This window comes from Pseudomonas sp. USTB-Z, from assembly GCF_019691255.1.
GTDB classification, from domain to species: domain Bacteria; phylum Pseudomonadota; class Gammaproteobacteria; order Pseudomonadales; family Pseudomonadaceae; genus Aquipseudomonas; species Aquipseudomonas alloputida.
Window position 1 is genome coordinate 158910 of the sequence record NZ_JAECZP010000011.1, and the last position, 20253, is coordinate 179162.

19 protein-coding genes are annotated in these 20253 nt (G+C 62.9%); 8 read left to right on the forward strand and 11 right to left on the reverse strand.

Annotation, left to right across the window (positions count from 1 at the left end; genetic code table 11):
* Window positions 1–3: 3 nt before the first annotated feature.
* Together glyS and glyQ are read right to left on the reverse strand one after the other, a co-directional pair.
* The gene (glyS, locus tag I8746_RS15105) at window positions 4–2058 is read right to left on the reverse strand and encodes a glycine--tRNA ligase subunit beta (RefSeq protein WP_221100787.1); all 2055 of its coding nucleotides are present in this window, start codon (window positions 2056–2058) and stop codon (window positions 4–6) included.
* Window positions 2055–3002 (reverse strand): glycine--tRNA ligase subunit alpha, encoded by a 948-nt coding sequence (gene glyQ, locus I8746_RS15110; RefSeq protein WP_003253126.1) that lies wholly within the window; start codon window positions 3000–3002, stop codon window positions 2055–2057. The genes glyS and glyQ overlap by 4 nt, the downstream gene beginning before the upstream one ends.
* 83 nt (window positions 3003–3085) lie before the next feature.
* Between glyQ and I8746_RS15115 the strand changes: the two genes are divergently transcribed.
* Window positions 3086–3637, forward strand: a complete 552-nt coding sequence (locus I8746_RS15115; RefSeq protein ID WP_003253123.1) for a DNA-3-methyladenine glycosylase I — start codon at window positions 3086–3088, stop codon at window positions 3635–3637.
* Between the two features lie 41 nt (window positions 3638–3678).
* A complete protein-coding gene (locus I8746_RS15120) occupies window positions 3679–4566 on the forward strand; it encodes a lysophospholipid acyltransferase (protein ID WP_003253121.1) in 888 nt (295 codons plus the stop codon).
* 98 nt (window positions 4567–4664) lie between these two features.
* Here I8746_RS15120 and I8746_RS15125 read toward each other — a convergent pair whose 3' ends face one another.
* Genes I8746_RS15125 through def form a run of 5 tightly spaced genes read right to left on the reverse strand, consistent with a single transcriptional unit; the run spans window position 4665 to window position 9194 of the window.
* A complete protein-coding gene (locus I8746_RS15125; protein ID WP_003253119.1) occupies window positions 4665–4979 on the reverse strand; it encodes a tetratricopeptide repeat protein in 315 nt (104 codons plus the stop codon).
* A gap of 11 nt (window positions 4980–4990) precedes the next feature.
* Window positions 4991–6364 carry a Trk system potassium transporter TrkA gene (trkA, locus tag I8746_RS15130; protein WP_003253117.1) on the reverse strand — a complete coding sequence of 458 codons (1374 nt, stop codon included), beginning with the start codon at window positions 6362–6364 and terminating at the stop codon, window positions 4991–4993.
* A 23-nt stretch (window positions 6365–6387) separates the two neighbouring features.
* The gene (rsmB, locus tag I8746_RS15135) at window positions 6388–7698 is read right to left on the reverse strand and encodes a 16S rRNA (cytosine(967)-C(5))-methyltransferase RsmB (RefSeq protein WP_003253115.1); all 1311 of its coding nucleotides are present in this window, start codon (window positions 7696–7698) and stop codon (window positions 6388–6390) included.
* Window positions 7695–8627 (reverse strand): methionyl-tRNA formyltransferase, encoded by a 933-nt coding sequence (gene fmt, locus I8746_RS15140; protein ID WP_003253113.1) that lies wholly within the window; start codon window positions 8625–8627, stop codon window positions 7695–7697. The genes rsmB and fmt overlap by 4 nt, the downstream gene beginning before the upstream one ends.
* Before the next feature lie 60 nt (window positions 8628–8687).
* A complete protein-coding gene (def, locus tag I8746_RS15145; protein ID WP_003253111.1) occupies window positions 8688–9194 on the reverse strand; it encodes a peptide deformylase in 507 nt (168 codons plus the stop codon).
* A gap of 206 nt (window positions 9195–9400) precedes the next feature.
* Here def and dprA point away from each other — a divergent pair, with 206 nt between their 5' ends.
* The 3 genes from dprA (at window position 9401) to I8746_RS15160 (ending at window position 11795) form a co-directional block, all read left to right on the forward strand.
* A complete protein-coding gene (gene dprA / locus I8746_RS15150; RefSeq protein WP_221100788.1) occupies window positions 9401–10498 on the forward strand; it encodes a DNA-processing protein DprA in 1098 nt (365 codons plus the stop codon).
* A 42-nt stretch (window positions 10499–10540) separates the two neighbouring features.
* Window positions 10541–11098, forward strand: coding sequence for an L-threonylcarbamoyladenylate synthase (locus I8746_RS15155; protein WP_011953122.1), 558 nt, complete (start codon window positions 10541–10543; stop codon window positions 11096–11098).
* 379 nt (window positions 11099–11477) lie between these two features.
* The gene (locus tag I8746_RS15160) at window positions 11478–11795 is read left to right on the forward strand and encodes a hypothetical protein (protein WP_011953123.1); all 318 of its coding nucleotides are present in this window, start codon (window positions 11478–11480) and stop codon (window positions 11793–11795) included.
* A 126-nt stretch (window positions 11796–11921) separates the two neighbouring features.
* On the opposite strand, the gene I8746_RS15165 is transcribed toward I8746_RS15160, so the two are convergent.
* Window positions 11922–12899 (reverse strand): NADPH:quinone reductase, encoded by a 978-nt coding sequence (locus I8746_RS15165; protein ID WP_003253102.1) that lies wholly within the window; start codon window positions 12897–12899, stop codon window positions 11922–11924.
* A 134-nt stretch (window positions 12900–13033) separates the two neighbouring features.
* Between I8746_RS15165 and hemF the strand changes: the two genes are divergently transcribed.
* Complete coding sequence (gene hemF / locus I8746_RS15170; RefSeq protein WP_161773599.1) at window positions 13034–13945, forward strand: oxygen-dependent coproporphyrinogen oxidase; 912 nt, start codon at window positions 13034–13036, stop codon at window positions 13943–13945.
* Between the two features lie 25 nt (window positions 13946–13970).
* On the forward strand, window positions 13971–14795 hold the full coding sequence (gene aroE, locus I8746_RS15175; protein WP_003253098.1) for a shikimate dehydrogenase: 825 nt from the start codon (window positions 13971–13973) through the stop codon (window positions 14793–14795).
* A 129-nt stretch (window positions 14796–14924) separates the two neighbouring features.
* Here aroE and I8746_RS15180 read toward each other — a convergent pair whose 3' ends face one another.
* The 3 genes from I8746_RS15180 to betC form a co-directional block, all read right to left on the reverse strand.
* A complete protein-coding gene (locus tag I8746_RS15180; protein WP_221100789.1) occupies window positions 14925–16490 on the reverse strand; it encodes a SulP family inorganic anion transporter in 1566 nt (521 codons plus the stop codon).
* A gap of 144 nt (window positions 16491–16634) precedes the next feature.
* On the reverse strand, window positions 16635–17558 hold the full coding sequence (gene choX / locus I8746_RS15185) for a choline ABC transporter substrate-binding protein (RefSeq protein ID WP_011953128.1): 924 nt from the start codon (window positions 17556–17558) through the stop codon (window positions 16635–16637).
* 14 nt (window positions 17559–17572) lie between these two features.
* Entirely contained in the window at window positions 17573–19090 is a 1518-nt protein-coding gene (gene betC / locus I8746_RS15190; RefSeq protein ID WP_221100790.1) for a choline-sulfatase, read from the reverse strand.
* A gap of 108 nt (window positions 19091–19198) precedes the next feature.
* Between betC and I8746_RS15195 the strand changes: the two genes are divergently transcribed.
* Window positions 19199–20098 carry a choline sulfate utilization transcriptional regulator gene (locus tag I8746_RS15195; protein WP_003253089.1) on the forward strand — a complete coding sequence of 300 codons (900 nt, stop codon included), beginning with the start codon at window positions 19199–19201 and terminating at the stop codon, window positions 20096–20098.
* Window positions 20099–20253: the final 155 nt, after the last annotated feature.

The following is a 20253-nucleotide window of genomic DNA, read 5'->3' on the forward strand; positions in this document are numbered from 1 at the left end:
GGCTTACCCCAGCAGCGAAATGTCAGCCACGCCCAGGAACAGGCCGCGCAGACGGCTGAGCAGGGCATAACGGTTGGCACGTACCTTGGCGTCTTCGGCGTTGACCATGACCGCCTCGAAGAAGGCATCGACCGGGTCACGCAGGGCCGCCAGGCGGGCCAGCGATTCGCTGTACTGACGTGCTGCAGCCATCGGTTGCACGGCCTGGTCGGCCTGCTGGATGGCCGAGTACAGGGAGAACTCGTTGGCATTGTCGAAGTACTTCGGCTCGACCTGCTCGGCGATGGCACCTTCGGCCTTGCTCAGCAGGTTCGACACGCGCTTGTTCACCGCGGCCAGGGCCTCGGCTTCCGGCAGTTTGCGGAACGCCTGTACGGCTTGTACGCGCTGGTCGAAGTCCAGGGCGGAGCCTGGCTGCAGTGCGCGTACCGACAGGTACGTGGCCACGTCGATGCCTTCGTCTTCGTAACGCGCGCGCAGGCGGTCGAAAATGAACTCCAGTACTTGCTCGGCCAGGCCGGGGGCCTTGACCTTGGCGCCGAACTGCTTGACCGCAAACTCGACTGCACCGGTCAGGTCCAGGTCCAGTTGCTTCTCGATCAGGATACGCAGCACGCCCAGAGCCGCACGGCGCAGGGCGTACGGGTCCTTGCTGCCGGTAGGCAGCATGCCGATGCCGAAGATGCCCACCAGGGTGTCGAGCTTGTCGGCGATGGCCACGGCAGCACCGGTGAGGGTCTGCGGCAGCTCGGCACCAGCACCGCGCGGCATGTACTGCTCGTTCAGGGCCAGGGCTACGTCTTCCGGCTCACCGTCGTTGAGCGCGTAGTAGTAACCGGCAACACCCTGCATTTCAGGGAATTCGCCGACCATCTCGGTGGCCAGGTCGCACTTCGACAGCAGCCCGGCACGGCCAGCGCGCTGGGCGTCGCCGCCGATCAGCGGGGCAACGAAGGCGGCCAGCTTGGAAACACGTTCCGCCTTGTCGTACACGGTGCCGAGCTGAGCCTGGAACACCACGTTCTTGAGGCGCTCGTTGAAGGTTTCCAGCGGCTGCTTCTTGTCCTGCTTGAAGAAGAACTCGGCGTCGGTCAGGCGTGGGCGCACGACCTTTTCGTTGCCTTGCACGATCTGCTTCGGGTCGCGGCTTTCGATGTTGGCCACGGTGATGAAGCGCGGCAGCAGCTTGCCTTCGCTGTCCAGCAGGCAGAAGTACTTCTGGTTGTCCTGCATGGTGGTGATCAGGGCTTCCTGCGGCACCTCGAGGAAACGCTCTTCGAACGAGCACACCAGCGGCACTGGCCATTCGACCAGAGCAGTCACTTCGTCCAGCAGCGCCGGCGGCACGATGGCAGTGCCCTCCTGCTGCATGGCAAGCTCGGCGGTACGCTTGCTGATCAGCTCGCGGCGTTCGGCGAAGTCGGCCAGCACGTGAGCTTTACGCAGGTCTTCGACATAGTTGGCCGGGGTAGTGATGACCACGGTTTCCGGATGATGGAAGCGGTGGCCACGGGATTCACGGCCGGCCTTCTGCGACAGAATGGTGCAGTCGACCACCTGGTCGCCCAGCAGCATTACCAGCCATTGGGTTGGGCGCACGAACTCTTCACGGCTGGCCGCCCAGCGCATGCGCTTGGGGATCGGCAGGTCGTTCAGCGAATCTTCGACGATGGTCGGCAGCAGGTCAGTGGTGGCCTTGCCCGGGATGTGCTGGGAGAAGCGCAGCTTGGGGCCGCTCTGGTCGATTTCGGCCAGTTCGACACCGCACTTCTTGGCGAAGCCCAGCGCAGCCTGGGTCGGCTCGCCTTCGGCGTTGAAAGCTGCCTGCAGGGGCGGGCCGTCGATGTTGATGCTGCGGTCAGGCTGCTGCACGTCCAGCTGGCGAATCAGCACGGCCAGACGACGCGGCGCGGCGTACACCTGCTTGCCGGTGTAGTTCAGGCCAGCGGCCTGCAGGCCTTTTTCGATACCGGCCAGGAAAGCTTCGCCGAGGCTGGTGAGGGCCTTGGGTGGCAGCTCTTCGGTGCCCAGTTCTACCAGAAAATCTTGAGCACTCATTGTGCAGCCTCCAGCTTAGCCAACACTTCGTCACGCAGTTCAGGGGTGGCCATCGGGAAGCCCAGGCGTGCGCGGGCTTGCAGATAGCTTTGCGCCACGTCCCGGGCCAGGGTACGTACACGCAGGATGTAACGCTGGCGCTCGGTTACCGAGATGGCGCGGCGGGCGTCCAGCAGGTTGAAGGTATGCGATGCCTTCAGGACCATTTCATAGGTCGGAAGCGGCAGCTCCAGCTTGATCAGGCGGTTGGCTTCGCTTTCGTAGAAATCGAACAGCTCGAACAGTTTGTCGACGTTTGCATGTTCAAAGTTGTAGGTCGACTGCTCCACCTCGTTCTGGTGGAACACGTCGCCATAGGTGACCTTGCCGAACGGGCCGTCGGCCCACACCAGGTCGTACACCGAATCGACGCCCTGGATGTACATGGCCAGGCGCTCCAGGCCGTAGGTGATTTCACCGGTGACCGGGTAGCACTCGATGCCGCCAACCTGCTGGAAGTAGGTGAACTGGGTCACTTCCATGCCGTTGAGCCAGATTTCCCAGCCCAGACCCCAGGCGCCGAGGGTCGGCGATTCCCAGTTGTCTTCGACGAAACGAATGTCGTGCACCAACGGATCCAGGCCGATGGCTTTCAGCGAGCCGAGGTACAGCTCCTGGAAGTTGGCCGGGTTCGGTTTGAGCACCACCTGGAACTGGTAGTAGTGCTGCAGGCGGTTGGGGTTTTCGCCATACCGCCCGTCGGCAGGACGACGGCTCGGCTGCACATAGGCGGCGTTCCAGGTTTCTGGACCCACGGCGCGCAGGAATGTAGCGGTGTGGAAAGTGCCGGCGCCTACTTCCATATCGTAGGGCTGAAGTACCACACAACCTTGAGCTGCCCAGTAGTTCTGCAGGGCAAGGATCAGGTCTTGGAAGGTACGCACGGCTGGCGTAGGCTGGCTCACGAAATTCACCTGTATCTGGGGATGCGGATGTAAAGAGCGGGAGTATAACCTGATTCGCCTCGCCCTCTACTCATTGGAGCCTTATGCCACGCTGCTTTTGGTGTACCGACGATCCGTTGTACCAGGCCTACCACGACCAGGAATGGGGGATGCCACAGCGCGACCCGGCGTTGCTCTTCGAGATGCTTTTGCTCGAAGGGTTCCAGGCAGGGCTTTCATGGATTACCGTTTTGCGCAAACGCGAGCGTTATCGCCAGGTGATGTACGGCTTCGACCCCGTGAAGCTGGCGGCCATGGGCGACGAACGCATCGAAGAATTGATGCAGGATGCAGGCATCATCCGCAATCGCCTCAAGCTCAAGGCTGCGCGGCGCAACGCCCAGGCCTGGCTGGCTGTGGATAACCCTGCCGAATGGCTGTGGTCGTTCGTCGGCGGCTCGCCGAAGATCAACCACTTCAAGGCGCGCGGCGACGTGCCAGCTGTTACCGATGAAGCCAAGGCAATGAGCAAGGCCTTGCAGAAAGCTGGCTTCACGTTCGTCGGTCCGACCATCTGCTACGCCTTCATGCAGGCCACCGGCATGGTCATGGACCACACCACCGACTGCGATCGCTACGCCGCCTTGTTGCGCTGAGGGGTTACAATGCGCGCCTTGCTGAAATAAGGAATTCGCCTGTGGAAAAGTTCAAGGGCGCCCTGATGGTCGGGGTGCTGCGCCTGTTTGCCAAGCTGCCCTGGGGCGCTGTGCAGCGTGTCGGCGCCGGTATTGGCTGGCTGATGTGGAAAATCCCCAACAGTTCGCGCAACGTGGTACGGATCAACCTGGCCAAGTGCTTCCCGGAGATGGACCCGGTTGCCCGTGAGCAACTGGTGGGCCAGGCGCTGCGGGATATCGGTAAATCCTTTGTCGAAAGTGCCTGTGCCTGGATCTGGCCGCCACAACGCTCGCTGGAGCTGGTCAAGGAAGTGCATGGCCTGGAAGTGCTGGAGCAGGCTTTGGCCTCAGGTAAAGGGGTGGTCGGCATCACCAGCCACCTGGGCAACTGGGAAGTGTTGAACCACTTCTACTGCAACCAGTGCAAACCGATCATCTTCTACCGCCCGCCGAAGCTGAAGGCGGTGGATGATCTGCTGCGCGAGCAGCGCGTGCAGATGGGCAATCGCGTGGCACCGTCGACCAAGGAAGGCATCCTCAGCGTGATCAAGGAAGTGCGCCGTGGTGGCCAGGTGGGTATTCCTGCCGACCCGGAGCCGGCGGAATCGGCGGGCGTGTTCGTACCGTTCCTCGGCACCCAGGCGCTGACCAGCAAGTTCGTGCCGAACATGCTGGCCGGTGGCAAGGCGGTAGGTGTGTTCCTGCATGCGCTGCGGTTGCCGGATGGCTCGGGCTTCAAGGTGTTCCTGGAGGCGGCGCCAGAGGAGATGTACAGCACCGACGTGAATGTGTCGGCGGCGGCGATGAGCAAGGTGGTCGAGCGCTATGTGCGCGAGTACCCCAGCCAGTACATGTGGAGCATGAAGCGCTTCAAGAAGCGCCCGGCTGGCGAGCCGCGCTGGTATTAAGCCATTCACCGCCCTCTGGTAGGAGCGGGTTTACCCGCGAATGCGATGTTGGATTCACCGACGCATTCGCGGGTAAACCCGCTCCTACAGGGACCGCGTCAACCCGCTGCTCTGTTGAGCTTCTTCAGGAATACGGTCATTTCTTTTTCGGCCTGCTTGTCACCATGGGCCTGCGCCGCCACGATCCCGTCTTCCCACGCCTTGCGCGCCGCCGCCAGGTCGCCCTGCAACTGATAGGCCTTGCCCAGCAGCTTCCATGCTGCCGAGTATTTCGGATCCTGCTCTACACAGCGCGCCAGGTGCACCGCTGCTTCAGCGCCGTTGCCTTCATCCAGCCAGGCCTTGCCCAGGCCAAACCTCAGCAGCGGGTTATCCACACCTTTGGCCAGCATCTTCTCCAGCGATTCGCGCATGCCCTCTTCTCCTAGAAGAAACTCAAGCCGACGTGGAACAGCTTCTCCACATCACGAATGTGCTTTTTATCCACAACGAACAGGATCACATGGTCACCCGATTCGATCACGGTGTCGTCGTGGGCAATCATCACCTCTTCGTCACGGATGATCGCGCCGATGGTGGTTCCCGGTGGCAGGGCAATGTTCTCGATCGCCTTGCCGACCACCTTGCTCGACTTCGAATCGCCATGTGCCACCGCCTCGATCGCTTCGGCCGCACCACGGCGCAGCGAGTGCACACTGACGATGTCGCCGCGACGGACGTGCGCCAGCAGGGTACCGATGGTAGCCAGCTGCGGGCTGATGGCAATGTCGATATCGCCGCCCTGCACCAGGTCGACATAAGCCGGGTTGTTGATGATGGTCATCACCTTGCCTGCGCCCAGGCGCTTGGCCAGCAGCGACGACATGATGTTGGCTTCGTCATCGTTGGTCAGGGCCAGGAAAATATCGGCGTCGGCGATGTTCTCTTCGAGCATCAGGTCTTTGTCCGAAGCGCTGCCCTGCAGCACTACCGTGCTTTCGAGGGTATCGGAGAGGTGCCGACAACGCGCCGGGCTCATCTCGATGATCTTCACCTGATATCGGCTTTCGATAGCTTCCGCCAGGCGCTCGCCGATCTGCCCGCCGCCCGCGATGACAATGCGTTTATTGGTCTCGTCGATGCGGCGCAGTTCGCCCATCACCGCACGGATATCCTTCTTCGCGGCAATGAAGAACACCTCGTCGTCGGCTTCGATCACCGTGTCGCCACGCGGGGTGATCGGCCGGTCGCGGCGGAAGATGGCTGCCACGCGGGTGTCGACGTTGGGCATATGCGCACGGATCTGGCGCAATTGCTGGCCGACCAGCGGGCCGCCATAGTAGGCCTTCACTGCCACGAGCTGGGCCTTGCCCTCGGCGAAGTCGATCACCTGCAGCGAGCCTGGGTGTTCGATCAGGCGCTTGATGTAATTGGTCACCACCTGCTCGGGGCTGATCAGAACGTCGACCGGGATATGGTCGTTGTCGAACAGCTCTTCGCGGGTCAGGTAGGACGATTCGCGCACCCGTGCAATCTTGGTCGGGGTATGGAACAGCGAATAGGCCACCTGGCAGGCAACCATGTTGGTCTCGTCACTGTTGGTTACTGCCACCAGCATGTCGGCGTCGTCGGCACCGGCCTGACGCAGCACCGTCGGCAGTGAGCCGCGGCCCTGGACGGTGCGGATGTCCAGGCGGTCGCCAAGGTCGCGCAGGCGGTCGCCGTCGGTGTCGACCACGGTAATGTCGTTGGCTTCGCTGGCCAGGTGTTCAGCCAGCGTACCGCCTACCTGCCCTGCGCCGAGGATGATGATCTTCATGCGCTACTCCCTATCCTTTGTTCTTATCCGCGCGAGGCGGCGATCTTGATCAGCTTGGCATAGTAGAAACCGTCGTGACCGCCTTCCTGGGCCAGCAGCTGACGGCCGTGGGGCTGGCGCAGGCCGGCTTCGGTCGCCAGGTCCAGCTCACGGGCGCCCGGGGTGCGGGCGAGGAAGGCTTTGATCACTTCAGTGTTTTCGGTCGGCAAGCTGGAGCAGGTGGCGTATAGCAGCATGCCGCCCACTTCCAAGGTCGGCCACAGGGCATCGAGCAGCTCGCCTTGCAGCGTGGCCAAAGCCGGGATGTCGTCGGCTTGGCGGGTCAGCTTGATGTCCGGGTGGCGGCGAATCACGCCGGTGGCCGAGCACGGCGCGTCGAGCAGAATGCGCTGGAATGGCTTGCCGTCCCACCAGCTGGCAGTGTCGCGGGCATCGCAGGCGATCAGCTCGGCGTCCAGCTGCAGGCGGTCGAGGTTTTCTCGCACGCGGGTCAGCCGCTTGGCTTCGAGATCGATGGCCACCATGTGCGCCAGGCCAGCCTCGGCCTCCAGCAGGTGGCAGGTTTTGCCGCCCGGTGCGCAGCAAGCATCGAGCACGCGTTGACCGGGGGCCAGTTCCAGCAGGTCGGCAGATAGCTGCGCAGCTTCGTCCTGCACGCTCACCCAGCCTTCGGCGAAGCCTGGCAGGCCGCGCACGTCGCAGGCTTCGGCCAGCACGATGCCATCCCGGCTGTACTGGCATGCGCTGGCGCCGATGCCGGCTTCGGCCAGCAGTGCCAGGTAGGCATCGCGGCTATGGTGACGGCGATTGACCCGCAGAATCATCGGTGGGTGGGCATTGTTGGCGGCGCAGATGGCTTCCCACTGCTCTGGCCAGAAAGCTTTCAGCGCTTTTTGCAGCCAGCGCGGGTGCGCGGTACGCACCACCGGGTCGCGCTCCATGCCGGCGAGCAGCTCCTCGCCTTCGCGCTGTGCACGGCGCAGTACGGCATTGAGCAGGCCCTTGGCCCACGGCTTCTTCAGTTTGTCGGCACAGCCCACGGTCTCGCCGATGGCGGCATGGGCCGGAATGCGCGTGTAGAACAGCTGGTACAGGCCGACCAGCAGCAGCGCCTGAACATCGGCATCGGCTGCTTTGAAGGGTTTTTGCAGCAGCTGTGCGGCCAGCAGGTCGAGGCGTGGCTGCCAGCGTGCGGTGCCGAACGCCAGGTCTTGGGTCAGGCCGCGGTCGCGTTCATCTACCTTGTCCAGTTGCGCCGGCAGCGAGCTGTTCAGCGAAGCCTTGCCGCTGAGCACAGCAGCAAGCGCACGGGCGGCGGCGAGGCGTGGGTTCATTGGCCCAGCACCTTGCCGGCGGCGAACTTCTCGCGGCGGCTGTTGAACAGGTCACTGAAGCTCAATGCCTTGCCGCCAGGCAGTTGCAGGCGGGTCAGGCTCAGGGCTTGGTCACCGCACGCAACTACGAGGCCGTCCTTGCTGGCGGAAAGTATCTCGCCCGGGGCGCCTTGGCCTGTGGACAGGTTGGCGGCCAGCACCTTGACGCTTTCACCGTCCAGCATGCTGTGGCACACCGGCCATGGGTTGAAGGCGCGGATCAGGCGTTCCAGCTCGACGGCCGGGCGGGTCCAGTCGATACGCGCTTCGTCCTTGTTCAGTTTGTGCGCGTAGGTGGCCAGGGCATCGTCCTGTATTTCGCCTTGCAGCGAACCGTCAGCCAGGCCGGCGATGGCCTGAACGACTGCGGGCGGGCCCATTTCGGCCAGGCGATCGTGCAAGGTGCCGCCGGTGTCCTCGGCGCTGATCGGGGTGACGACCTTGAGCAGCATCGGCCCGGTGTCCAGGCCGGCCTCCATGCGCATCACGGTCACGCCGCTTTCGGCGTCGCCGGCTTCCACGGCACGCTGGATCGGCGCGGCACCGCGCCAGCGTGGCAGCAGGGAAGCGTGGCTGTTGATGCAACCCAGGCGCGGGATATCCAGCACCACCTGCGGCAGGATCAGGCCGTAGGCGACCACTACCATCAGGTCTGGTTTCAGTGCGGCCAGTTCGGCCTGCGCATCGGCATTGCGCAGGGTCTGCGGCTGGAACACCGGGATGTCATGGGCCACGGCCAGTGCCTTGACCGCACTTGGCATCAGCTTTTGGCCACGGCCGGCCGGGCGGTCGGGCTGGGTGTAGACGGCCACGATCTCGTAGGGGCTGTCGAGCAGGGCCTTGAGGTGTTCGGCGGCAAACTCTGGAGTGCCTGCAAAGACGATGCGCATGGAGTTCTCGCTTCAAAAAAGAAAAAGGCTTGCCGGAGCAAGCCTTCAGGAAGGTGGGGATCAGGCTTGCTGGCGATGCTGCTTTTCCAGCTTCTTCTTGATCCGGTCGCGCTTGAGCTGCGACAGGTAGTCGACGAACAGCTTGCCGTTGAGGTGATCGAATTCGTGCTGTACGCACACCGCCAGCAGGCCTTCGCATTCCAGTTCGAACGGCTTGCCGTCGCGGTCCTGGGCCTTGACCCGGACACGCAGCGGACGGTCGACGTTCTCGTAGAAGCCCGGTACCGACAGGCAGCCCTCCTGGTACTGGCCCATGTCATGGGTCAGCTCTTCGACCGACGGGTTGATGAAGACGCGCGGTTCGCTGCGGTCTTCGCTGAGGTCCATGACCACAACCTGCTTGTGCACGTTCACCTGGGTAGCGGCCAGGCCGATGCCAGGGGCTTCGTACATGGTTTCAAACATGTCGTCGATCAGCTGACGCAGGGCGTCGTCGAACTCCGTCACCGGTTTGGCGAGGGTGCGCAGGCGCGGGTCCGGGAATTCGAGAATGTTCAAGATGGCCATAAGGTCAGGCAGTCACTGTGCGTTCGGTTGAAAACTGAGCACACATAATAAAGGGAAACGGGGATTTCGGCACCTGGCAAGCTCGTCTAGGGTGACTATGGGCTTGATAGCCCCCAATCAATGGACAGCTTTTCAAAGTGTTACTCACAGAGTTATCCACAGGTTGTGCCACGTAGATGGCCCTGTTTCGATCAAGGACGATCCCCATGCCCAGTTACCATTCGTCGCTCTGCCCGCCTGCTGAACTGGAGGCCCGATTACGCCTGCATCGCTTGCCCGAGACAGGATTGCGACGTTTTCGCACCTTGCTGGATGCGTTCGGCAGCGCCTCTAGTGCGCTTTGCGCTCCCGGTTCGGCCTGGCGAGCGTTGGGCATCCCCCAAGCCACCATCGATGCCCGGCGCAGTGCCGAGGTACGCGAGGGCGCGCTCGCCGCAATGGCCTGGTTAGAGCGCCCTGGCCAGCATTTGCTGATGTGGGACGGCCCAGACTACCCAGCCTTGCTGGCAGAAATCGACGATGCCCCGCCGCTGCTTTTTGTCGCTGGCGAACCAGCCTTGCTCGATCGTCCTCAGTTGGCGATCGTGGGCAGCAGACGTGCCACACCCCCGGCGCTCGACACCGCCCGGGCATTTTCCCGCTACCTCGCGCAGGCTGGTTTCACCATCACCAGCGGGCTGGCGGTAGGTGTCGACGGTGCCGCTCATCGGGCCGCGTTGCAGGCCGGTGGGTGCACGATTGCCGTACTCGGTACGGGGCTGCAAAAACTTTATCCACAGCGCCATCAAGAGCTTGCGCAGGCGATGATCGACAACGGCAGTGCGCTGGTTTCCGAGTATCCGCTGGACGCCGGGCCACTGCCCGGCAACTTCCCACGGCGCAACCGCATCATCAGTGGCCTGTCGCTAGGTGTACTGGTGGTTGAGGCGAGCCTCGCCAGTGGCTCGCTGATCACGGCGCGCCTGGCCGCAGAGCAAGGCCGTGAGGTGTACGCCATTCCGGGCTCCATTCATCACCCGGGGGCCAAGGGCTGCCACCAGCTGATTCGTGATGGGGCGCTGCTGGTGGAAACTGTGGAGCAGATCCTGGAAAGCTTGCAGGGCTGGCAGAACCTGCCGCCTGCGGTTGTGGACAGGTTCGACCACCCCCTGCTCGCCCTGCTGCATGCCGCACCCCAGACCAGTGAAAGCCTGGCCCACTGCAGCGAGCAGCCGCTGGCCGACGTGCTGGCGCAGTTGACCGAGCTGGAGCTGGAAGGCCGGGTCAGCAATGAAGCCGGGCGTTGGTTTGCCCGCGCGGGCTAAGTACACTGCGCACAAGCAAGGTATTCAGGCGGAGAAACAGCAATGGTGAGCAGTTTTCGTGTGCAACAAGCCGCACGTGAGATCCGGGCGGGCGCAGTAATCGCCTACCCGACGGAAGCGGTCTGGGGCCTGGGCTGCGACCCATGGAACGAGGACGCGGTGTATCGCCTGCTGGCGCTGAAGTCGCGGCCTGTGGATAAAGGGCTGATTCTGATCGCTGACAACATCCGTCAGTTCGACTTCCTGTTCGAGGACTTCCCCGAAGACTGGATCGACCGCATGGGCAGCACCTGGCCGGGGCCGAACACCTGGCTGGTGCCGCACCAGGACCTGTTGCCCGAGTGGGTGACCGGGCAGCATGACACGGTGGCGCTGCGGGTCAGTGATCACCCGGTGGTGCGTGAGCTGTGCGCGCTGGTGGGGCCGCTGATTTCCACCTCGTGCAACCCTGGCGGGCGCCCGGCGGCGAAGACCCGCTTGCGGGTTGAGCAGTACTTCCATGGCCAGTTGGACCTGGTGCTTGGCGGGGCGCTGGGCGGGCGGAAGAACCCGAGTGTGATTCGCAACCTGGCAACCGGCGAAGTCGTTCGCCCGGGTTGATACCTATCCACAGGCCTGGCTCGGGACTCGGGCCCCTGTGGGCATGCCCACAGGTTAGGGCCAAATCCACCGCAGGGTTTTCTGATTTTTACCAAAATGTCTGTCCAGCTGGGCACTTCGGAAATATCCTACGAACCGCGTCTCCTTCCATCACCTTCTAAGTGGGAACCTCTGCCTCTAGGCTCTATCCGTCGCCGAATAACTTGGCGATCGGGTGTGGTAGCCCGGACGCATTTTTTCCATGACAGTCTATGGTGGCTGTGCGTGGGAGGCTTTCGAGCCTGCCTGGATTGGAAAATGCCCGGGTCTACCACCTCGCGTACAGTCGCCACCCATTCACGTGGTAGTGAGGGTTGGCGGCCTTGAGGAGCATTTTCCAATGATGAAGAAAATAGTCCCCGATCCACCTCTCCCATGCACCTCCACCCGCCCCTTCGGCCGCTGCGATGCCGGCCACGATCCACTCTTCACCGTCAACCCAAACATTTCTGCCGAGGACGCTCTGGTCCACGTAGCCCTGTACCTGCGCAGCGCTTACGAAACCGGCTACAAAGCTTTGGACTACATGCGTGAAGAAGGCCGTGGCATGTTCTGGTCGAACCTGCATGCGATTGAGATGGCAGAGGGTGTGATCGAGGCGATACTCGATGGCATCGAGTCGACTCCACCGCTGACAAACCGACCCTCACAGGCATAGCGAAGCTATCGAAGCCGACGCAGTACCTGTGGGAGCGGGCTTGCCCGCGAACACCGGCAAAGCCGGTGCCATCCATCGCGGTGGCTTCTTCGCGGGTAAACCCGCTCCTACATGGATGTGTGTGGCTCAGGGGATTAGTACAGTCGATCCTACAGTCCGCCGCGCCGACAGCTCTGCCTGCGCCTTGGCCGCCTCGCTCAGTGGATACCGCTGCTGGATGTCCACAACCAGCTTCCCGCTCGCAATCATCGCAAACAGGTCATCGGCCATGGCCTGAGTGTTCTCGGCATTGTTGGCATAGGTGGCCAAGGTCGGCCGGGTGACATACAGCGAGCCCTTCTGCGCCAGGATCCCCAGGTTCACCCCGCTCACCGCACCGGAAGCATTGCCAAAGCTCACCATCAACCCACGCGGGCGCAGGCAGTCCAGCGAGGTCAGCCAGGTGTCGGCACCCACGCCGTCATACACCACCGGGCATTTTTTGCCGTCGGTCAGCTCCAGTACGCGCTTGGCCACATCTTCATGGCTGTAGTCGATGGTCGCCCATGCCCCCAGCGCCTTGGCCCGCTCTGCCTTCTCGGCAGAGCTCACGGTGCCGATCAGCTTGGCGCCCAGGGCCTTGGCCCATTGGCAGGCCAGCGACCCTACACCACCGGCTGCGGCATGGAACAGGATCACATCGCCCGCCTTCACTTCATAGGTCTGCTTCAGCAGGTACTGAACGGTCAAACCCTTGAGCATCACCGCTGCCGCCTGCTCGAAGCTGATGGTGTCCGGCAGCTTGACCAGGTTGGCTTCCGGTAGCGTATGCACCTCGCTGTAGGCGCCCAGCGGGCCGCCGGCATGTGCCACACGGTCTCCTACCTTCAATCGGGACACGCCTTCGCCCACGGCCTCTACCACACCTGCCGCTTCGGTACCCAGGCCAGAAGGCAGGGACGGCGGCGCATACAGCCCGCTTCGGAAGTAGGTGTCGATGAAGTTCAGGCCGATCGCATGGTTACGCACACGCACCTGCTGTGGCCCGGGCGGGGTGGGTTCGAATTCCACAAACTGCAGCACTTCCGGGCCGCCATGCTGGCTGAACTGGATACGCTTGGCCATCTCGCACTCCTGTAGTCGGGATCGGGAAAGGCCTTCTATCGGACGCCTTTGCTTGGTCGTCGTCAACTGCGGCGCGCGCGCTGGCGGTGGTATGCTACGCGGCGAATTCTTCCCTGCCCGTTCCTGGTGACCCGATGACTAGCCGCACCGAGGCCGTGAAAGCCTACCTGCTCGACCTGCAAGACCGCATCTGCTCTGCCCTCGAAACAGAAGACGGCGGTGCCCGCTTCGTCGAGGACGCCTGGGTGCGCGAAGCCGGTGGCGGGGGCCGCACGCGGGTTATCGGTGATGGCAACGTGATCGAAAAAGGCGGGGTCAACTTCTCCCATGTGTTTGGTAGCGGCCTGCCGCCGTCGGCCAGTGCCCACCGCCCCGAGCTGGCAGGCCGTGGCTTCGAAGCCTTGGGCGTGTCGCTGGTGATACACCCGCACAACCCGCATGTGCCAACTTCCCACGCCAACGTTCGCTTCTTCATCGCCGAAAAGGAAGGTGAAGAGGCCGTATGGTGGTTCGGCGGCGGCTTTGACCTGACGCCATACTATGGCAACGAAGAAGACTGCGTTCACTGGCACCGAGTGGCCGAGCAGGCCTGCGCGCCGTTTGGCGCCGATGTGTACCCACGCTACAAGGCCTGGTGCGACCGCTACTTCCACCTCAAGCACCGTGGCGAGCCACGCGGCATCGGCGGCCTGTTCTTCGACGACCTGAACGAGTGGGACTTCGACACGTGCTTCGCCTTCATCCGCGCCATCGGCGATGCCTACATCAACGCCTACCTGCCGATCGTCCAGCGCCGCAAAGACACGCCTTACACCCCGCAACAGCGCGAGTTCCAGGAATACCGCCGCGGCCGCTACGTGGAGTTCAATCTGGTCTACGACCGTGGCACCCTGTTCGGCCTGCAATCCGGTGGCCGTACCGAGTCCATCCTCATGTCGCTGCCGCCTCAGGTGCGCTGGGGCTACGACTGGAAGGCTGCACCCGGCAGCGAAGAAGCGCGCCTGACCGAGTATTTCCTGCAGGACCGCGACTGGCTCGGCCAGTAAGCCTGTGGATAACCAAGGAGCCGTCATGGACCAGTACGTCGTTTTTGGTAACCCCATCGGCCACAGCAAGTCGCCGCTGATCCACCGCCTGTTCGCCGAGCAGACCGGTCAGGACCTGGAATATGCCACGCTGCTGGCGCCGTTGGACGAGTTCAGCGACTGCGCGCGTGGCTTCTTCAAGCAAGGCAGTGGCGGTAATGTCACCGTGCCGTTCAAGGAAGAGGCCTACCGCCTGTGCGACAGCCTGACCCCGCGTGCCCGGCGCGCAGGCGCAGTGAACACGCTGAGCAAGCTGGCTGATGGCACCCTGCAGGGCGACAACACCGACGGCGCTGGCCTGGTGCGCGACCTGACGGTGAATGCCGGGGTCGAGCTGGCGGGCAAGCGCATTCTCATCCTCGGTGCCGGTGGCGCCGTGCGCGGCGTGCTGGAGCCTATTCTGGCGCACAAGCCGCAGTCGCTGGTGATTGCCAACCGTACCGTGGAAAAGGCCGAGCAGCTGGCGCGCGAGTTCGATGAACTGGGGCCGGTGGTGGCCAGCGGGTTTGCCTGGTTGCAGGAACCTGTGGATGTGATCATCAACGCCACCTCGGCGAGCTTGGCCGGTGAATTACCACCGATTGCCGACAGCTTGGTCGAGGCGGGTCGTACGGTTTGCTACGACATGATGTATGGCAAGGAGCCGACGCCGTTTTGCCAGTGGGCTACCAAGCTGGGGGCTGCCAAGGTATTGGATGGGCTGGGGATGCTGGCTGAGCAGGCGGCTGAGGCCTTCTTCATCTGGCGTGGCGTGAGGCCGGATACGGCGCCGGTGTTGGCTGAACTGCGCCGGCAACTCGCTCGGGGCTGAGATGGCCGGGGCCGCTTTGCGGCCCTATCGCGACGCAAGGCCGCTCCCACAAAGTACGTCGTACGCCGATCCTCTGTGGGAGCGGCCTTGTGTCGCGATGGGCTGCAAAGCAGCCCCAGCATCCCAACCTCATTCCTCAAACCGGATCGGGCACAACTCCACCCCTTCCAGCTTCTGCAACTCCTCGATCACTTGTGGCCTGGCCCGGTGCAGTGTCAAGCTCCCGCCCAAGCGCCGCAAGCGCCGCGCCTCACGGTGCAACATATCCACACCCGAGTAATCGATGAAATTCACCTGCCGGGCATCGATCACTACATGCGGCCCTTGGCAACGCTGCAAGCGCACCTGCAGGTAATGCGCCGCACCAAAGAAAATCGACCCACCTACCCGCAAGACATCCGCGTCCCCTTCACGGCTTTGTTGGATCCGTGGTCGTGAGGTGCGCTTCAAATAGAAGAACAGCGAAGCCAGCACCCCGGCATAGATGGCTGTCTGCAGCTCCAGCAGCAATGTCGCTGCAGCTGTCAGCACCATCACCAGAAACTCCGAGCGGCTGACCCGGAACAATGCACGGATCCCTCGGTGGTCCACCAACCCCCAGCAGATCAGCAAAATGCTGCCGGCCATGGCCGGTATCGGCAGGTGCGCGATCAGGCCGGCGCCGGTCACGGCGAACAACGCCACCCACAGCGCAGAAAACACCCCGGCCATCGGTGAGCGGGCGCCCGCCTCGTAGCTCAGGCCCGAGCGGGTGAAGGAGCCGGCAGACAGGTAACCAGAGAAAAATGCACCGGCAATGTTCGACAGGCCCTGTGCGCGTATTTCCTGGTCCGGGTCGATCAGCTGTTCTGAACGTGCCGATAGCGAGCGGGCAATCGACAGGCTGGTGACCAACCCCAGCATGCCTACCGCAACGGCGCTGGGCAGCAGACGCAACATAAGCTCCACGTCTAGCAAAGGCAGCGGGCTGAAAGGCGGGAGTTGCCCGGTGAACGCTGCCACCCGCGGCACATGGCCAAAGAAGCCCGGCAACAGCCAGGCCAGCAAGCTGACCAGGATCAGGCTTATCAACAGGCTCGGCCAGCGTGGGCGCCAGAGCTTGAAGGCCACGCCGATCACTACGGTGGCCAGGCCCAGCAGCAAGGAAGGCAAGTCGACCTCGCCTGCGTGGCTGGCCAGGTCTTGCACGGTCTTCAGCGCGGTGGCCTGGCTGGGCAGGGCCATGCCCAGCAGGTTGGGTAGCTGGCCCAAGGCAATGACGATGGCGGCACCCAGCGTGAAGCCGAGCACCACGGAATGGGAGACGAAGTTGACCAGCGCGCCGAAGCGCAACAGCCCGAGCAGCAGCTGGAAAATGCCGCCAAGGAAGGTCAGCAGCAACACCAGCGTGATGTAGTCAGCGCTACCGGCCACGGCCAGCGGGCTGATGCTGGCGTAGAGCACGATGGAAATGGCAGCGGTCGGGCCGCAGATCAGGTGCCAGGAAGAGCCCCACAGGCAGGCGATCAGTACCGGCACGATGGCGGCGTAAAGCCCGTATTCGGCGGGCAGGCCGGCGATCAGGGCGTAGGCGATGGATTGCGGCAGGGCGAGGATGGCGCCGCTCAGGCCTACCAGCAGGTCCTGGCGCAGGCTGCGGCCCGATTGGCGGGGAAGCCAGGTGAGGAAGGGCAGCAGTAAAGAGAGGCGATGCATGGGTTATCCACAATCCTTAAGGGGTCGCCAAGCCCTGTGGGAGCGGGCATGCCCGCGAAAAAGCCAACGCGTTGCTTGGCACCGGCTTCGCCGGTGTTCGCGGGCGCGCCCGCTCCCACAGGGTTGGTGTGTTGCTTTGTGAGATTACAGTTTAGCTTTGACGGCCTCCAGGGCATCACCATCGGCCTTGGTGGTAACACCGGCCAACCACCCATCCAACCGTTCAGGATGCGCTTTCACCCAGGCCTTGGCCGCTTCATCGAAGCTGATCTTCTTGTCCACAACCTCTGCCATGATGCTGTTTTCCATGTCCAGTGTGAACTTGAGGTTACCTAGCAGCTTCGCCGCATTCGGGCAGGCTTGTGGATAACCCTTGCGGGTCAGCGTGTATACCTCGCCCTTGCTGCCGAACCATTTTTCCCCACCGGTCAGGTAATGCATTTTCAGTTTCACGTTCATCGGGTGCGGGGTCCAGCCAAGGAAGGTGATGAATTGCTGCTTCTTCACCGCCCGGTCGACCTGGGCCAGCATCGCCTGCTCGCTGGACTCCACCAGCTTCCACTGGCCGAGGTTGAATTCATTCTCTTCGATGATTTTCTTGAGTGACAGGTTGGCCGGGGCGCCGGAGCCGATTCCGTATAGCTTTTTGTCGAACTGCCCGGCGTGTTTTTGCAGGTCAGCGAAGTCCTTCACCCCGGCATTCCACACATAGTCGGGCACTGCGAGGGTGAACTCGGTTCCCTCCAGGTTGCGCGACAGCTGCTGCACATCGCCGTTGGCGATGAACTTGTCATGGAAGCCTTGCTGCGCCGGCATCCAGTTGCCGAGGAAGGCGTCGACCTGGCCGTCCTTGAGGCCGCCGTAGATGATCGGTACGGCCAGGCTGTCGATCTTCACCTGGTAACCCAGGCTTTCCAGTAACAGGCGTGCCACGGCATTGGTCGAGGCAATATCACTCCAGCCGGGGTCGGCCATTTTCACGGTACTGCATTGCGCATCGCTGTCTGCGGCGTGGGCCGTGGTGGCGCTCAGGGCCAGAACGAACACGGCGGCGGAGAACTTGTGCATGGCGGCCTCTCTTCTCAATCCAGGGGGGCGGGCTGTGGATAACGTGCCTTGCGCTCGAGGTCATCGAGGTCGATGTGGTTGCGCATGTACTGTTGGCTGGCGTCCACCAGTGGTTGGTGATCCCAGCTTTTCAGCTTGCCGATGGCCAGCGCTTCGGCCACCAGCCGGCGGCGGCGCTGGCTGGCCAGCACCTGCTGGCGCAGGCTGGGGATGTCCCAGCGCTGTTGTGCTTCATCGACAAATGCCTGCAGCAGCACCTGGTGGTCCGGGCTGCCGGTGAGGTTCTCCCGCTCGTGCGGGTCGCGGCTCAGGTCATAGAGTAGGCATGGGTCGTCTTCGCTGTACACGAACTTGTAGGGCCCGCGGCGGATCATCATCAGCGGGCCGACGGTGCCTTCGGCCATATACTCGCCGATCACCTCGTCGTGACCGCCCTGCCCTTGCAGGTGGCCCAGCAGTGAGCGGCCGTCCAGATGCAGGTCTTTATCCACAGCGCCGCCAGCCAGTTCGACCAAGGTTGGCAACAGGTCGCAGGTCGACACCGAGGCAGTGACCCGGCCCGCTGCGAAGCGCTTCGGCGCATGGATCAGCAGCGGCACCCGCGCCGACATTTCGAACCAATGCATTTTGTACCAGAGGCCACGCTCGCCAAGCATGTCGCCGTGGTCGCCGGAAAACACGATCAGTGTGTCATCGGCCAGGTTGCATTCCTCCAGGGTCTGCAGCAATTGGCCAATGTTGTCATCGATATAGCTGCAAGCGCCGAAGTAGGCGCGGCGGGCGTCGCGGACCTTGTCCACAGGCAGCGGCTTGTTCCACAGGTCGTAGACTTTCAGCAGGCGCTGGGAGTGCGGGTCGAGTGCTGCCTGGCTGAACTCGGCACGGGGCATGGGGATATCCACACCTTCGTAGCGGTCCCAGTAGCGTTTGGCAATGGTGTAGGGGTCGTGCGGGTGCGTCATTGAAACGGTCAGGCAAAATGGCCGGCCATCGTTTTCACGCACATGGTCGTACAGGTACTGGCGCGCCTTGAACACCACCTCCTCGTCGAAATCCAGCTGATTGGTGCGCACGCACGGACCGGCCTGCAGCACCGAGGACATGTTGTGGTACCAGCTTGGACGCACATCGGGTTCGTCCCAGTTCACCGCCCAACCGTAGTCGGCCGGGTAGATGTCGCTGGTCAGGCGTTCTTCATAGCCGTGCAACTGGTCCGGGCCGCAGAAGTGCATCTTGCCCGACAGCGCGGTGCGGTAGCCCAGGCGACGCAGGTAATGGGCGTAGGTCGGCACATCGGCAGGGAAGTCGGCCGCGTTATCGTAGGCGCCAATGCGGCTGGGCAACTGACCGCTGACCAAGGTGAAGCGTGATGGCGCGCACAGTGGGCTGTTGCAGTAGGCCGAGTCGAACACCACGGCTTGCTCGGCCAGGCGGCCGAGGTGCGGCATCTGGATGGGCGAAGGGCCGTAGATGGGCAGCAAGGGCGCGGCCATCTGGTCGGCCATGATGAACAGGATATTCGGACGCGTCATGGTGGCTCCCATCGTTGAGGGTTATGCGAACTGCTTGCCTACCAAGATGCGACTGTGGATAACATGGGTAAAGCCCATGGCGGGCAATGACTGGGATTAGCCAAGCTTATGTTTGACCACCTTGCCGGGTTGTCGCTGGATACCCTGCGCGTATTCGAGGCTGCTGCACGCCTGCGTGGCTTTACCGCTGCGGCGCTGGAGTTGGGTACCACGCAGCCGGCAGTGAGCCAGCAGGTGAAGCGCTTGGAGGCACAGTTGGGCACGCGCCTGTTTGACCGCATTTACCGGGGCATCGAGCTGACCGAGGCTGGCCAGGTGCTGTTCGAACAGGTGCATCAGGGGCTGCAGACCATGGATGACGGTATTGCCCAGGCCAGCGGGCGCGGCCAGCGCGAAGTGCTGCAGGTCGCCACCGACTTTGCCTTTGCGGCGTTCTGGCTGATGCCAAGGCTGCAGCGCTTTCATCAGGCTTATCCACAGGTGGATGTGAGCCTGGTGACGGGTGAGCGCAGCCAGGGCATGTTGCGCCCGGACATCGATGTGGCGGTGCTGTTTGGCGATGGACGCTTTCACCAAGGAGAAAGCCGCTGGCTATTCGATGAGGAAGTGTTCCCGGTGTGCAGCCCCCATCTGATTCATGGCAAAGCCTTGTCAGCTGTGGCTTTGCAACGATTGCCGCTGCTGCATCTGAAGGGCGAGCAGGCCAGCCGCTGGTTTGACTGGGCGGGGGTATTTCGTGGGTTTGGTGTGGACAGCCCACCGCCGGCGGGGCAGTTGCGGTTTGATAACTATACCTTGCTGATTCAGGCAGCGATTGCCGGGCAAGGGGTGGCGATTGGCTGGGCTCACCTGGTGGATGGATTGGTGGAGCAAGGGTTGCTGTGTCGGCCGCTGGAGGGGAGCTTGCGCTCGGAACGCGGCTATTACGCAGTTTTGCCGCCGCGCAAGCGGCGTGGGGCGTTGATCGAGCGGTTCGTGGATTGGTTGGAGCAGGAGCGCAGCCTTTGAGATTTTGGGGCCGCTTTGCGGCCCATCGCGACACAAGGCCGCTCGGAAGTGTCAGATTTTTTGTGTGCGGGCCGGTAACGGCCTGCCGTCAGGCAGGCCTTGATTTCACCAGGTTGGCCTGATGAACCGATCTCCGTACAGAATCGCAAATTGAT